This is a genomic window from Pseudomonas sp. G3-19 (assembly GCF_054855875.1).
This window is the reverse complement of sequence record NZ_JBMPIQ010000003.1, coordinates 2,470,640-2,485,044: the sequence shown is the minus strand read 5'-3', so window position 1 is coordinate 2,485,044 and position 14,405 is coordinate 2,470,640. Positions and strand designations below refer to the sequence as shown.

15 protein-coding genes are annotated in these 14,405 nt (G+C 60.5%); all 15 read left to right on the top strand.

Translation table 11 applies throughout. The features are described from left to right. The first annotated feature begins 2 nt into the window (after positions 1–2). The 15 genes from mltG (at position 3) to araH (ending at position 14,330) form a co-directional block, all read left to right on the top strand. The gene (mltG, locus tag ACOYXI_RS11420; RefSeq protein WP_210558180.1) at positions 3–1,199 is read left to right on the top strand and encodes an endolytic transglycosylase MltG; all 1,197 of its coding nucleotides are present in this window, start codon (positions 3–5) and stop codon (positions 1,197–1,199) included. Between the two features lie 19 nt (positions 1,200–1,218). Next, on the top strand, positions 1,219–1,851 hold the full coding sequence (tmk, locus tag ACOYXI_RS11415) for a dTMP kinase (protein WP_098965019.1): 633 nt from the start codon (positions 1,219–1,221) through the stop codon (positions 1,849–1,851). After that, positions 1,844–2,827 (top strand): DNA polymerase III subunit delta', encoded by a 984-nt coding sequence (locus ACOYXI_RS11410; RefSeq protein WP_098965017.1) that lies wholly within the window; start codon positions 1,844–1,846, stop codon positions 2,825–2,827. The genes tmk and ACOYXI_RS11410 overlap by 8 nt, the downstream gene beginning before the upstream one ends. Before the next feature lie 42 nt (positions 2,828–2,869). Further along, positions 2,870–3,226, top strand: a complete 357-nt coding sequence (locus ACOYXI_RS11405; protein WP_027612362.1) for a PilZ domain-containing protein — start codon at positions 2,870–2,872, stop codon at positions 3,224–3,226. A gap of 15 nt (positions 3,227–3,241) precedes the next feature. After that, positions 3,242–4,033 carry a TatD family hydrolase gene (locus tag ACOYXI_RS11400; protein ID WP_223009087.1) on the top strand — a complete coding sequence of 264 codons (792 nt, stop codon included), beginning with the start codon at positions 3,242–3,244 and terminating at the stop codon, positions 4,031–4,033. A 352-nt stretch (positions 4,034–4,385) separates the two neighbouring features. Beyond that, on the top strand, positions 4,386–5,024 hold the full coding sequence (locus ACOYXI_RS11395) for a TetR/AcrR family transcriptional regulator (protein WP_007950805.1): 639 nt from the start codon (positions 4,386–4,388) through the stop codon (positions 5,022–5,024). Between the two features lie 137 nt (positions 5,025–5,161). Further along, on the top strand, positions 5,162–6,130 hold the full coding sequence (locus ACOYXI_RS11390) for a GTP 3',8-cyclase MoaA (RefSeq protein ID WP_098965014.1): 969 nt from the start codon (positions 5,162–5,164) through the stop codon (positions 6,128–6,130). A 170-nt stretch (positions 6,131–6,300) separates the two neighbouring features. Continuing rightward, complete coding sequence (locus ACOYXI_RS11385; protein ID WP_007967613.1) at positions 6,301–6,906, top strand: DUF4823 domain-containing protein; 606 nt, start codon at positions 6,301–6,303, stop codon at positions 6,904–6,906. 15 nt (positions 6,907–6,921) lie between these two features. Then, entirely contained in the window at positions 6,922–7,482 is a 561-nt protein-coding gene (locus ACOYXI_RS11380) for a DUF1285 domain-containing protein (protein WP_097088448.1), read from the top strand. 192 nt (positions 7,483–7,674) lie between these two features. Beyond that, positions 7,675–8,391 carry a FadR/GntR family transcriptional regulator gene (locus ACOYXI_RS11375; RefSeq protein ID WP_047598787.1) on the top strand — a complete coding sequence of 239 codons (717 nt, stop codon included), beginning with the start codon at positions 7,675–7,677 and terminating at the stop codon, positions 8,389–8,391. A gap of 132 nt (positions 8,392–8,523) precedes the next feature. Then, complete coding sequence (locus ACOYXI_RS11370; protein ID WP_135296330.1) at positions 8,524–9,399, top strand: SMP-30/gluconolactonase/LRE family protein; 876 nt, start codon at positions 8,524–8,526, stop codon at positions 9,397–9,399. A gap of 270 nt (positions 9,400–9,669) precedes the next feature. After that, positions 9,670–10,488 (top strand): SDR family oxidoreductase, encoded by an 819-nt coding sequence (locus ACOYXI_RS11365; RefSeq protein WP_461674851.1) that lies wholly within the window; start codon positions 9,670–9,672, stop codon positions 10,486–10,488. Between the two features lie 278 nt (positions 10,489–10,766). Continuing rightward, entirely contained in the window at positions 10,767–11,771 is a 1,005-nt protein-coding gene (locus tag ACOYXI_RS11360) for a substrate-binding domain-containing protein (RefSeq protein ID WP_047295641.1), read from the top strand. Between the two features lie 33 nt (positions 11,772–11,804). After that, the gene (gene araG / locus ACOYXI_RS11355) at positions 11,805–13,349 is read left to right on the top strand and encodes an L-arabinose ABC transporter ATP-binding protein AraG (RefSeq protein WP_134787069.1); all 1,545 of its coding nucleotides are present in this window, start codon (positions 11,805–11,807) and stop codon (positions 13,347–13,349) included. A gap of 12 nt (positions 13,350–13,361) precedes the next feature. Next, entirely contained in the window at positions 13,362–14,330 is a 969-nt protein-coding gene (gene araH, locus ACOYXI_RS11350; RefSeq protein WP_027612371.1) for an L-arabinose ABC transporter permease AraH, read from the top strand. Positions 14,331–14,405: the final 75 nt, after the last annotated feature.

Below are 14,405 nucleotides of genomic sequence, written 5' to 3'. Positions count from 1 at the left end.
TCGTGAGACGTAAACTCTTGCTGCTGCTGGAAACCGGACTGGTTCTGGCAGGGCTGCTGATGGGCGCCAGCGCCTGGAAAATTCATTCGGCGCTGGAACAGCCCCTGAACATCACGCAGGAAGAACTGCTGGATGTGCCGAAAGGCTCGACGCCGACCCGTACCTTTCTTCAACTTGAAACCGATGGGGTCATCAAGGACGCCTTCTGGTTGCGCATCTACTGGCGCTTCAATCTGGCCGGCACACCGATCCATACCGGCGAATACCGCATGCAGCCGGGCATGACTGTCAACGGTCTGATCGACCTGTGGAAGCGGGGCGAAGTGGTGCAGTACAGCCTGACACTGGTCGAGGGCTGGAATTTCCACCAAGTCCGTGCCGCGCTGGCAAAAGACGAAAAGATCGAGCAGACCCTCAAGGGCTTGAGCGACAGCGAAGTGATGGAGAAAATCGGCCATCGCGGGCTGTTCCCGGAAGGGCGATTCTTCCCGGATACCTACCGCTTTGTGCGCGGTGTTTCCGATGTCGAATTGCTGAAGAAAGCCTTCGACCGCCTCGACGAGGTGTTGGCCAAGGAGTGGGAGAACCGCTCTGCTGATGCGCCGTACAGCGAGCCATATCAGGCGCTGATCATGGCCTCGCTGGTAGAGAAGGAAACCGGTGTGCCGCAGGAGCGTGGGCAGATTGCCGGCGTGTTCGTGCGTCGCATGGCGCTGGGCATGCAGTTGCAGACCGACCCGACCGTGATCTACGGCCTGGGCGATCGCTACACCGGCAAGTTGACCCGTGCTCATCTCAAGGAGCCGACGCCCTACAACACCTATGTGATTCCCGGATTGCCGCCGACGCCGATTGCCATGGTCGGTCGCGAGGCGATTCATGCCGCGCTCAATCCGGTGGAAGGTAACAGTCTGTATTTTGTCGCCCGTGGCGATGGTAGCCATGTGTTCTCCGATGATCTGGATGCGCACAACAGCGCGGTGCGCGAGTTCCAGCTCAAGCGCCGCGCCGATTACCGCTCCAGCCCGGCCCCGGCAAATACGCCGACCGCTCCGGCTACTGCGACCGAGGAGGCGACTCCTGCGGCATCTCCTGATACCGCGCCTGAAGCGCTGCCACAGGTTCCCGCTCAGGAACCCGCGCCGACGCCGGCTCCTGCTGCCGAACCCGCGACGACCGCACCGCAGAACGCGCAATGACTTTGATTAAGGACTGCCTGTGACTGGCTTGTTTATTACCCTGGAAGGCCCGGAAGGCGCCGGCAAGAGCACCAACCGCGAATACCTCGCCGAGCGTCTGCGCGCCGAAGGTATCGAAGTGGTACTGACCCGCGAGCCCGGCGGTACGCCACTGGCCGAGCGCATTCGCGATGTGCTGCTGGCCCCGGCCGATGAAGTCATGAACCCCGATACCGAGCTGTTGCTGGTGTTCGCCGCGCGCGCCCAGCATCTGGCCGAAGTGATCCGTCCGGCGCTGGCTCGCGGCGCGGTGGTGCTGTGCGATCGTTTCACCGACTCGACTTACGCCTATCAGGGCGGAGGTCGTGGTTTGTCGCTGGAACGCATTGCTGCGCTGGAGACGTTCGTTCAGGGCGACCTGCGTCCGGATCTGACGCTGATTTTCGATCTGCCGGTGGAAATCGGTCTGGCCCGCGCCAGTGCCCGGGGCCGTCTGGACCGATTTGAACTGGAAGGCCGGGCGTTTTTCGAAGCGGTACGCAATGCGTTTCTGCAACGCGCCGAGGCTGATCCGGCGCGCTATGTGCGCATCGATGCCGGTCAGTCATTGGTCAAGGTTCAGCAAGCGCTGGATACCTTGATTCCGAACTTGCTGGAGCTGATTCGTGGCTGAGGCCTATCCATGGCAGGACAGCCTCTGGCAGCAACTGGCCGGACGTAGCCAGCACGCCCACGCGTACTTGCTGCACGGCCCGGCCGGGATCGGCAAGCGCGCGTTGGCCGAGCGCCTGATGGCCAGCCTGCTCTGTCAGCGTCCTACGCCGGAAGCGTGCGGCGAGTGCAAGTCCTGCCTGCTGCTCAAGGCCGGCAGCCATCCGGACAATTACATCCTTGAGCCGGAAGAAGCCGACAAGGCGATCAAGGTCGATCAGGTCCGTGATCTGGTCAGTTTCGTGGTGCAGACCGCGCAGCTGGGCGGGCGCAAGGTGGTGCTGATCGAGCCGGTGGAGTCGATGAACATCAACGCCGCCAACGCCTTGCTCAAGAGCCTCGAAGAGCCGTCCGGCGATACCGTGTTGTTGCTGGTCAGCCACCAGCCGAGCCGTTTGCTGCCGACGATCAAGAGCCGTTGCGTGCAGCAGGCGTGCCCGCTGCCCGGTGAGGCCATGAGCTTGCAATGGCTGGCGCAGGCGTTGCCGGAGTGCTCCGAAGAGGAGCGCGTCGAATTGCTGACGCTGGCGGCCGGTTCGCCACTGGCGGCGGTCAGTCTGCAGTCCCAAGGCGTGCGTGAACAGCGGGCGCAGGTGGTCGAAGGGGTGAAGAAGCTGCTCAAACAGCAGCAATCGCCGACGCAACTGGCCGAAGAGTGGAAAAGCATTCCGATGCTGCGCCTGTTCGACTGGTTCTGCGACTGGTCGAGCCTGATCCTGCGCTACCAACTGACCCAGGATGAAGCCGGTCTCGGTCTGACCGATATGCGCAAAGTCGTGCAGTACCTGGCGCAGAAAAGCGCCCAAGGCAAAGTCCTCGATATTCAGGACTGGATTCTCGCCCAGCGGCAGAAAGTCCTGAGCAAAGCCAACCTCAACCCGGCACTGCTGCTGGAAGCGTTGTTGGTGCAATGGGCGGGATTGCCTGGTCAAAGATAAGAATGTGTACCTAGACTCTGAACATCAGCAGTGGAGGTCAACATGAATGAAGCCATCAGCCCGGGGCCGCGCAACGGCATCCTGTCCCTGACCATCAAGGACAAATCGGTGCTTTACGCCGCCTACATGCCGTTCATCAAGAACGGTGGCCTGTTCATCCCGACCAACAAGAGCTACAAGTTGGGCGACGAGGTGTTCATGCTGCTGAACCTGATGGACGAGGCGGAGAAGATTCCGGTGGCCGGCAAGGTCGCCTGGATCACCCCCAAAGGTGCTCAGGGCAACCGCGCAGCCGGCGTCGGCGTGCAATTCAATGAAGGCGACAACACCGCCCGCAGTCGCATCGAAACCCATCTGGCCGGAGCACTGAAATCCGACCGTCCCACTCATACGATGTAAGTAGCCGTCTTTTTTATGCTCGTAGATTCCCATTGTCACCTTGATCGCCTCGACCTCGCCGCCCATGACGGTTCGCTGGATGCTGCACTCGATGCGGCTCGCCAGCGAGGGGTAGGGCACTTCCTGTGTATCGGCGTGAGTGCCGACAACGCTGCCGACGTCAAAGCCCTCGCCGAGCGCTACGACGACGTCGATTGCTCGGTTGGTGTGCACCCATTGGATGTGCAACCGGGCGCGGCGCCTGCACTTGACTGGCTGCTGCACGAACTCAATCACCCGAAAGTGGTGGCGATCGGCGAAACCGGTCTGGATTATCACTACGAACCGGAAGCCGCCGAGCTGCAGCAGGCATCCTTCCGCCTGCACCTGCAAGCCGCACAGCAGACTGGTAAGCCGGTGATCATCCACACCCGCGGCGCCCGTGCCGATACCCTTGAGCTGCTGCGAGAAGCGGCGTTGCCCCAGGCCGGTGTGCTGCATTGCTTCACCGAAGACTGGGACATGGCCAAAGCCGCGCTGGACATGGGCTACTACATTTCCCTGTCGGGCATCGTCACCTTCCGCAATGCCGACGCCCTGCGTGATGTGGCGAGCAAAGTGCCGGCCGATCGCCTGCTGGTGGAGACCGACTCGCCGTATCTGGCGCCGATCCCTTATCGCGGCAAGCCGAACCTGCCGCAGTACGTGCGTGAGGTGGCTGAGTTTCTGGCGATGCTGCGTGGGGAGAGCTACGAGCGGTTTGCCGAGCAGACCACCGAGAACTTCAAGCGCCTGTTTACGCTGGCCTCTGTCAAATCTGCCATGTAGGTCATCGCCAAATCGCAGGCAAAAAAAACCCGGGTTCTGGGGGGTGAATCCGGGTTAAGACCATTAGGAGTAAAACAAAGGCACGCGGTCCCTTGGTACCTTTACCGGCACGGCACTTGGGGGAGATGCCGCCCGACAGTTCAAGTATTGATCAGTCTGGCGTTCAGTCCAGTTAGCCGGTCGGGGTTTTTAAACAAATTTGGAATACGTGCGCTTCAGTTGAGTTCTCATTGCACCCCTGGCGTTCGCAAAATGAACAAGAAACGCAGATATGGTCGGATGATCCGTGCATTTTTGTGCAAGTTAGGCATAATACGCGGCTTCGAATTTTGACCCCTACAGACCTTTTCTTATGCACAAAGAACCTCGTAAGGTCCGTGAGTTTCGTCGCCGCGAGCAAGAAATTCTCGATACCGCGCTCAAGCTGTTCCTCGAACAAGGTGAAGACAGCGTCACCGTCGAGATGATTGCTGATGCCGTGGGTATCGGCAAAGGCACGATCTACAAGCATTTCAAATCCAAGGCCGAGATCTATCTGCGCCTGATGCTCGATTACGAGCGTGATTTGAACGAGCTGCTGCATTCGGCCGATGTCGACAAGGACAAGGAAGCGCTGTCCCGTGCCTACTTCGAATTCCGCATGCGCGACCCGCAGCGCTACCGCCTGTTCGACCGTCTCGAAGAGAAGGTGGTAAAAGGCAATCAGGTGCCGGAAATGGTCGAGGAGCTGCACAAGATCCGTGCCTCGAACTTCGAACGCCTGACCTTGCTCATCAAGGGCCGGATCAGCGAAGGCAAGCTCGAAGACGTGCCGCCGTACTTCCACTACTGCGCGTCCTGGGCGCTGGTGCACGGCGCGGTGGCGCTGTATCACTCGCCGTTCTGGAGCAATGTTCTGGAAGATCAGGAAGGTTTCTTCCAGTTCCTGATGGACATCGGCGTGCGCATGGGCAACAAGCGCAAGCGCGACCCGGAAACACCGAGCAGCTGAATCATTCAGCGGCCTTATTGCGCCATGATTTCGCTACATGACGCAGTACCGCAGGAATATACTCAGGCATAGGGCTTGCTAAAACTTGATTTGTGAGTCAAGTTTTAGCGGCTCGAAATTCTATCGCCGGAGTGATCATGATCGTTGACCGTCAAGGCAGGCGTTTTCGCAATTTGCGCATCAGCCTGACTTCAGCCTGCAATTACGCCTGTACCTACTGCGTGCCCAACGGCAAGCGGCTGGTGGCTGCGCAGGATGAACTGTCGGCCGAGGCCATGGCCCGCGGCGTGGCTTATCTGATCGAAGCCGCCGGCATCGAGCGCTTGCGCATCACCGGTGGCGAGCCGCTGGTCAGCCCCAAACTCGAATCTTTCATGAGCGCTGTCGGCAAGATGGGGCTGGAAGACATCAGCCTGACCACCAACGGTCAACTCCTGGCGAAAAAACTTCCGCTACTGGTGGATGCCGGTCTGCGCCGGATCAACGTATCCCTCGATACCCTGGATGCCGGCGCGTTCCGCAGCATTGCCCGTGGCGGCGATCTGGCGACCGTGCTCGATGGCATGGACCAAGCGAAAGCGGCGGGACTGAAGATCAAGGTCAACATGGTGCCGTTGCGTGGGCAGAACCTGGATCAGGTGATGCCGCTGCTCGATTACTGCCTGGAACGGGGCTATGAATTGCGTTTCATCGAGTTGATGCGCATGGGCCACCTCGCCACCGACTCCAACGCATTCCTGCAACAGTTCGTCAGCCTGCAGCAACTGCTGAGCCTGATCGGCGAGCGCTACGAGTACGCCCAAGCTGATGCGCCGGTGGATGCCACGGCCGTGCGCTATGCGATACCGGGCCGCGGCCATTTCGGCGTGATCGCCAACGAAAGCGTGCCGTTCTGCAGAACCTGTTCGCGCTTGCGTCTGTCGTCGACCGGTTGGCTGCATGGCTGCCTGTCGTCGAGCAACCGCCACTATGTCGGTGATCTGCTCGACAAGCCGCGTCATCAGGCATTGCCGGCGCTGCAGCGTCTTCTGGTCAAGGCGCTGGGCGACAAGCAGGAAGTGGCGTTCTCCGGTGGCGCTACGGTCATGAAGATTATCGGCGGCTGAACAACCGCTTTCGCGAGCAAGCTCGCTCCCACATTTCGAATGCATTCTCCTGTGGGAGCGAGCTTGCTCGCGAATACGATCTTACAATCAACGAATTTCCTGAGCTGGCGCAAAAGCTGCATCCAACGGCCATTCGCCGGTTTTCCGTCACCGGCTTCTGGAGGATGAGGATGCGTAGCCTGGTTTTGCTGCTGGCCGTTTTGGCGCTTGGCGGCTGTATGACTGTCAGCGATATGGCCGAAGGCACTCGCTATCAGATGAGCGACGCGGGGCTGCTGGATCACAGCGACAGCCGTCGGGTGAACAACTTCCGCATTCAGCCGGATTCGTTCATCTACATCGCTCAGGGCGCATTTGCACCGCCGGGTGGCTCCTATCCGCGCCCGAACGTGGTGGCCGAAGAAGCGTTCAAGGGTTTTGTCGAATACTTCCCGATGGTCCGCCGCGCCCGTGCCCCGGAAGGCCTCGATCAAGCGATGGGCGAAGCCCGCGATGCCGGCGCCCACTACCTGCTGTACACCCGTTTCGCCAAGGCTGACGACCGTATCGGCAACTCTGACGAATGGCTCGATCAGGAAGCCGTGGATCGCCTCGGCATCGATGGCGGGGTGATTCAGATCATGTTGATCGAGACCAGCACCCAGTATTTGATTGATACTGCACGCATCAAGAGTCGTGGCGGTTTACTGACGTTCCACGATAACAAGCCGGAAGACCTGATCGGCCCGCCGCTGGCGCAATACGCGCGCAGCCTGCTGGGAGTCGGCGACCAATAAACCAAGGAGTACGCCATGAGTGGACCGCAAAAAGCCAATGACCTGTTGGGGCAGATCCCCAAAACCAAAGGCCTGCCGCCGGTGCACTTGTGGAACCCGGACTTCTGCGGTGACATCGACATGCGCATCGCCCGCGACGGCACCTGGTATTACCTGGGTACGCCGATCGGGCGCAAGCCGATGGTCAAGCTGTTCTCCACCATCATCCGCCGCGACGGCGATGATTATTTCCTGATTACCCCGGTCGAGAAGGTCGGGATCAAAGTCGACGATGCGCCGTTCGTGGCGATTGCCGTGGAAGCCGAAGGCGAGGGCGAAGCGCAGGTCTTGCGTTTCACTACCAACGTTGAAGAGACTGCTGAGGCCGGGCCGGAACATCCGATCCGCGTCGAGATCGACCCGGTGACTCAGGAACCCGCGCCTTACGTGCACGTGCGCACCAACCTCGAAGCGTTGATTCACCGCAATGTGTTTTACCAACTGGTGGAACTGGCGGTCAGTCGTGAGATCGATGGGCAGCGCTGGTTGGGCGTATGGAGTGGCGGCGAGTTCTTCCGGATCGGCCTCGAACCCTGACAATGAATCAAATGTGGGAGGGGGCTTGCTCCCGAAGGCGGTGTGACAGTCCCCCTATGTATTGACTGCTGCACTGCCTTCGGGAGCAAGCCCCCTCCCACATTGATTGATGGACAACCTGAAAATCTGATTTGACACCCAATCATATGATCATTAGCGTGGACACCCATCGCCAACTGCTTTGAGGTCTCCATGTCCAGCAGCTTTCATGCGTCAACGGTCGATTGGCTGGGCAGCTGGATTGCCGCTGGCCAGGTCAAACCGGGGCAGGCGATCAAGGTCGAGGCGGATCTGGGCGAGCAGTTAGGTGTCAGCCGCACGGTGATTCGCGAAGCGATCAAGACCCTGGTCGCCAAAGGCATGCTCGAAGTCGGGCCTAAGGTTGGCACTCGCGTGTTACCGGTACGGCGCTGGAACCTGTTCGATCCGCAAGTGGTTGGCTGGCTGTCGCGCAACGGCCTGCCGGAAAACTTTGTTGATGACCTGCTCGACCTGCGCCGCACCATCGAACCGATGGCCGTGCGCTGGGCCTGCGAGCGCGCCAGCCTGGAGCAGATTCACGCGGTGCAACTGGCCTACAACGCGCTGGAACGGGCGGTCGACAGCGGCATTGATTACAACCGTGCCGACCAGGCCTTCCACGAATGCATTCTGGCCGCCAGCCACAACCAGTTCATCGAGCAAATGGTCCCGGCCCTCGGCGCCTTGCTCGCCGTGTCGTTTGAAGTCTCCGCTGCCGACCCCGATGAACTACGGCGCACATTGCCGATCCACAAAGACATGGCCGATGCCATTGCTGCCCGTGACTCAGCGCGCGGGGTCTGGGCCTGCATGACCTTGATCGACAACGCCGACCTGGCGATCAAACGCTTTTACCCGCAGGTGATGGCCGACAAAAAAGCCAGCTGAGAACACAAATCCCCCTGTAGGAGTGAGCCTGCTCGCGATAGCGGTGGGTCAGTCACAATCGTCGTCACTGACCCACCGCTATCGCGAGCAGGCTCACTCCTACAGTTAGAACAACAACATGAAGGATTCAATATGCCGTTGACCGCCGTAACCCAACACCGCGCCAGGCTCGGTGAAGGGCCATTCTGGGACGCCCCGACCCAGGCGCTGTACTGGGTCGATATCGCCGGCAAGCAGGCGCTGCGGCTGATCGGCAACAACGTGCAGATCTGGCAGATGCCCGAGCACGTTTCCGCGTTCATCCCCTGTGCCAGCGGCGACGCGTTGGTGACATTGAGCAGCGGCGTGTATCGACTGGATCTCGATTCCCCGGGCCTCGAACCACGCCTCACGCTGTTCTGCATCGCCGACCCGCAACCCGGCAATCGGCCCAACGAAGCACGCTGCGACGCCCAAGGCCGACTGTGGCTCGGCACCATGCAGAACAACATCGGTGACAACGGCGAAGACCTGCCGATCGAGCGTCGTTCCGGTGGCTTGTTCCGCATTGACCCCGACCAGCGTGTCACGCCATTGCTGCTCGGTCTCGGCATTCCCAACACACTGCTGTGGAGTGATGACGGCACCACGCTGCTGTTCGGCGACAGTCTCGACGGGGCGCTCAATCGCTATTTCATTCACACCGACGGCAATCTGGATAACGCCGAGATCTGGTATGGCCCTGACCAGAATGGTGGCCCGGACGGATCGGCAGTCGACGCCGAGGGCTATGTCTGGAACGCCCGTTGGGACGGCAGCTGCCTGCTGCGCCTTACGCCGGACGGCAAGGTCGACCGCAAAATCGATCTGCCTGTCAGCCGGCCAACCAGTTGCGTATTCGGCGGCGAAGACCTGAAAACCCTGTACATCACCAGCGCCCAGAGTCCGCGCAACCATCCACTGGATGGCGCAGTCCTGTCGATGAGGGTCGATGTGCCGGGCAAACTCTGCACGCGGTTTGCAGGCTGAATCCCAAAATATGGGATGCAAAATTATATATTGAGATTATTTGGCAGTCGGGTTTATAGTCGGCTCCAGCAGTAACACGCACTCACACTTAAAAAGAACAAAACAGGTGAAGTGATGCAGCGAACCTCTATCGCACTCCTCAGCGGAGTCAGCGTCTCGCAACGGCCCGGCGTCGCTCGCCGCGCCTGCCTGTTTCGTTTTCACAGTCTTCCAGACCGGACATCGACAGATGCCCGGTTTTTTTGTGCTGACGAACAGGAGTCCTGATCCATGGCTGAACCTCTTTCCTTGCCGCCGGTGCCCGCGCCGCCGAAGGGTGAGCGTTTGAAAAACAAAGTGGTGCTGCTGACCGGTGCCGCTCAAGGCATCGGCGAAGCCATCGTTGCCGCGTTCGCCTCGCAGCAGGCCAGACTGGTGATCAGCGATATTCAGGCAGAGAAGGTCGAGAAGGTTGCCGCCCAGTGGCGCGACAAGGGCTACGACGTGCAGGCGATCAAGGCTGACGTCTCGCGCCAGCAAGACCTGCATGCCATGGCCAGACGGGCCATCGAGCTGCACGGGCGCATCGACGTGCTGGTCAACTGCGCCGGGGTCAACGTGTTCCGCGACCCGCTGCAAATGACCGAAGAAGACTGGCGTCGTTGCTTCGCCATCGATCTGGACGGTGCTTGGTACGGTTGCAAAGCCGTGCTGCCGCAGATGATCGAGCAGGGTGTCGGCAGCATCATCAACATCGCCTCGACCCATTCCAGCCACATCATTCCCGGCTGCTTCCCGTATCCGGTGGCCAAGCACGGCCTGCTTGGGCTGATTCGGGCGCTGGGCATCGAATATGCGGCGAAGGGCGTTCGGGTCAACGCCATCGCCCCGGGGTACATCGAGACGCAACTCAACGTCGATTACTGGAACGGTTTCGCCGATCCGCGCGCCGAGCGTCAGCGAGCATTCGATCTGCACCCGCCGAAACGCATCGGCCAGCCGCTCGAAGTGGCGATGACCGCCGTGTTTCTGGCCAGTGATGAAGCGCCGTTCATCAACGCCTCTTGCATCACCATCGATGGTGGGCGCTCGGTGATGTACCACGACTGAGTGGATCGTGTTTCAGGCGGTGAACTCCGCGTGAAATCCAATCATCATACGATATGACTATTTTCAACAGGCTTTGCAGCAGTACGTGTCACGCCACCACACCTGTGGCGAGGGAGCTTGCTCCCGCTCGGCTGCGCAGCAGTCGTAAATTCGGGCTGCGCGGTGTGTTTGATTGACCGAGGTAACCGGTTTTAGGGCCGCTTCGCAGCCCAGCGGGAGCAAGCTCCCTCGCCACAAGCTGTTTAATTTGCTCAAAAAAAATAACAAGGAGTCAGCTTATGAAACGTCGTTTCGGGATTCGTACCCTGTGCAGTGCCGCCCTGGCGGTCACCGCGTTCAGTCTGAGCAGTACGCTGCTCGCTGCCGATGCCGTGAAAATCGGTTTCCTGGTCAAGCAGGCTGAAGAGCCGTGGTTCCAGACCGAGTGGGCTTTTGCTGAAAAAGCCGCCAAGGATAAAGGCTTCGAACTGATCAAGATCGCCGTGCCAGACGGCGAGAAAACCCTCTCGGCCATCGACAGCCTCGCGGCCAACGGTGCCAAAGGCTTCGTGATCTGCCCGCCGGACGTCTCGCTCGGCCCGGCGATCATGGCCAAAGCCAAACTCAATGACCTGAAAGTGATTGCCGTGGACGATCGTTTCGTCGACGCCAGCGGCAAGTTCATGGAGGACGTGCCGTACCTCGGCATGGCCGCGTTCGAAGTTGGCCAGAAGCAGGGCAACGCGATGGTCGCCGAAGCGAAGAAGCGCAACTGGGACTGGAAAGACACCTACGCGGTGGTCAACACCTACAACGAACTCGACACCGGCAAGAAGCGCACCGACGGTTCGATGAAGGCGCTCGAAGACGCCGGCCTGCCAAAAGACCACATCCTGACCGCCGCGCTGAAAACCCTCGACGTGCCGGGCAGCATGGACGCCACCAACTCGGCGCTGGTCAAGCTGCCCAGCGCAGCGAAGAACCTGATCATTGGCGGCATGAACGACAACACCGTACTCGGCGGCGTGCGCGCCACCGAAGCCGCCGGGTTCGCTGCGGCCAATGTGATTGGCATCGGCATCAACGGCACCGACGCCATCGGCGAGCTGAAAAAGCCCAACAGCGGTTTCTTCGGCTCGATGCTGCCTAGCCCGCACATCGAAGGCTACAAGACTGCCGAGATGATGTACGAGTGGGTCACCACCGGCAAAGAACCGCCGAAGTACACAGCGATGGACGACGTCACCCTGATCACCCGTGAGAACTTCAAGCAAGAGCTGGAAAAAATCGGCCTGTGGAATTGATGGCTGCTCGATCGGTGTGAAGAGGTGACTCAGATGCACGCGCAAGTACAGACACATGCAAGCAGCGCCGGCGGCAGCCTGCGCTTCAACGGGATCGGCAAGACCTTCCCCGGGGTCAAGGCGCTGGACGCCATCAGCTTCGTCGCCCATCCAGGGCAGGTGCACGCCTTGATGGGCGAGAACGGCGCTGGCAAATCGACCCTGCTGAAAATCCTCGGTGGCGCCTACATTCCGAGCAGCGGCGAGTTGCAGATCGGCGAGCAGACCATGGCGTTCAAGTCGACCGCCGACAGCATCGGCAGCGGCGTCGCGGTGATTCACCAGGAGCTGCATCTGGTGCCGGAAATGAGCGTGGCCGAGAACCTGTTTCTCGGTCATCTGCCGGCCAGTTTCGGCCTGATCAATCGTGGCGTCCTGCGCCAGAATGCCTTGGCCTGCCTCAAGGGCCTGGCCGATGAAATCGATCCGCAGACCAAGGTCGGGCGCCTGTCGCTCGGCCAGCGGCAACTGGTGGAAATCGCCAAGGCGCTGTCCCGTGGCGCGCATGTGATTGCCTTCGATGAGCCGACCAGCAGCCTCTCGGCGCGCGAAATCGACCGTTTGATGGCGATCATCAGCCGCCTGCGCGATGAGGGCAAAGTGGTGCTCTACGTCTCGCATCGCATGGAAGAAGTGTTCCGCATTTGCGATGCGGTGACGGTGTTCAAGGACGGCCGTTATGTGCGCACCTTCGATGACATGAGCCAGTTGACCCACGATCAACTGGTGACCTGCATGGTCGGCCGCGACATTCAGGACATCTACGATTACCGCAGTCGTCCACGCGGCGCGGTGGCGTTGAAGGTCGACGGTTTGCTCGGCCCGGGGCTGCGTGAGCCGGTGAGTTTCGAGGCGCACAAGGGCGAGATTCTCGGGCTGTTCGGCCTGGTCGGGGCCGGGCGCACCGAGCTGTTTCGCTTGCTCAGCGGGCTTGAACGCAACACCGCCGGACGCCTCGAATTGCGCGGGCATGAATTGAAGTTGCGCTCGCCGCGTGACGCGATTGCCGCCGGGATCCTGCTGTGCCCCGAGGACCGGAAAAAAGAGGGGATCATCCCGCTGGCCAGCGTTGCCGAGAACATCAACATCAGCGCGCGCGGTGCCAATGCCAGCCTCGGCTGCCTGCTGCGCGGGCTGTGGGAGAAGGGCAACGCCGACAAGCAGATCAAGGCGCTGAAAGTCAAAACCCCGCACGCCGGTCAGCAGATCAAATTCCTGTCCGGCGGCAATCAGCAGAAGGCCATTCTCGGCCGCTGGCTGTCGATGCCGATGAAGGTGCTGCTGCTCGACGAGCCGACTCGCGGCATCGACATCGGCGCCAAGGCCGAGATCTACCAGATCATCCATAACCTGGCCGCCGACGGTATTTCGGTGATCGTGGTGTCCAGCGACCTGATGGAGGTGATGGGCATTTCCGACCGCATTCTGGTGCTCTGCGAAGGCGCGCTGCGCGGCGAAGTCAGCCGCGACCAGGCCAATGAATCCAACCTGCTGCAACTGGCTTTGCCGCGCCATCGCGCTGACGGCGTGGCGAACTGAGAGGTGACTATGATGACCATCCAAAACAAGGCGCTGCCGACTCCCCGCAAACCGCTGGACCTGCGGCGCTTCCTCGACGACTGGGTCATGCTGCTGGCGGCGATCGGTATCTTCGTCGCCTGCACGCTGCTGATCGATAACTTCCTCTCGCCGCTGAACATGCGCGGGCTGGGTCTGGCGATTTCCACCACCGGCATTGCCGCGTGCACCATGCTGTATTGCCTGGCGTCAGGTCACTTCGACTTGTCGGTGGGTTCGGTGATCGCCTGCGCGGGGGTCGTTGCGGCGGTGGTGATGCGCGACACCAACAGCGTGTTCCTCGGCGTCAGCGCAGCGCTGGTGATGGGCCTGATTGTCGGGCTGATCAACGGCATCGTGATCGCCAAGTTGCGGGTCAACGCGTTGATCACCACGCTGGCGACCATGCAGATCGTTCGCGGCCTGGCCTACATTTTTGCCAACGGCAAAGCGGTGGGCGTGTCGCAGGAATCGTTCTTCGTCTTCGGCAACGGCCAGTTGTTCGGCGTGCCGGTGCCGATCCTGATCACCATCGTCTGCTTCCTGTTCTTCGGCTGGCTGCTGAACTACACCACCTACGGGCGCAACACCATGGCCATCGGTGGCAACCAGGAGGCGGCATTGCTCGCCGGGGTCAACGTTGACCGGACCAAGATCATCATCTTCGCCGTGCACGGCGTGATCGGCGCGCTCGCCGGGGTGATTCTCGCTTCGCGCATGACCTCCGGGCAGCCGATGATTGGCCAGGGTTTCGAGCTGACGGTGATCTCGGCATGCGTGCTCGGCGGCGTGTCGCTGAGCGGCGGGATCGGCATGATCCGCCACGTGATTGCCGGGGTGCTGATTCTGGCGATCATCGAGAATGCGATGAACCTGAAGAACATTGATACGTTTTATCAGTATGTGATTCGTGGTTCGATTCTGTTGCTGGCCGTCGTCATCGATCGCCTGAAACAACGCTGAGATCAAAAGCTCCCCCTCACCCTGGCCCTCTCCCAGAGGGAGAGGGGACTGATTGGGGGACCTTTCAGAGATACA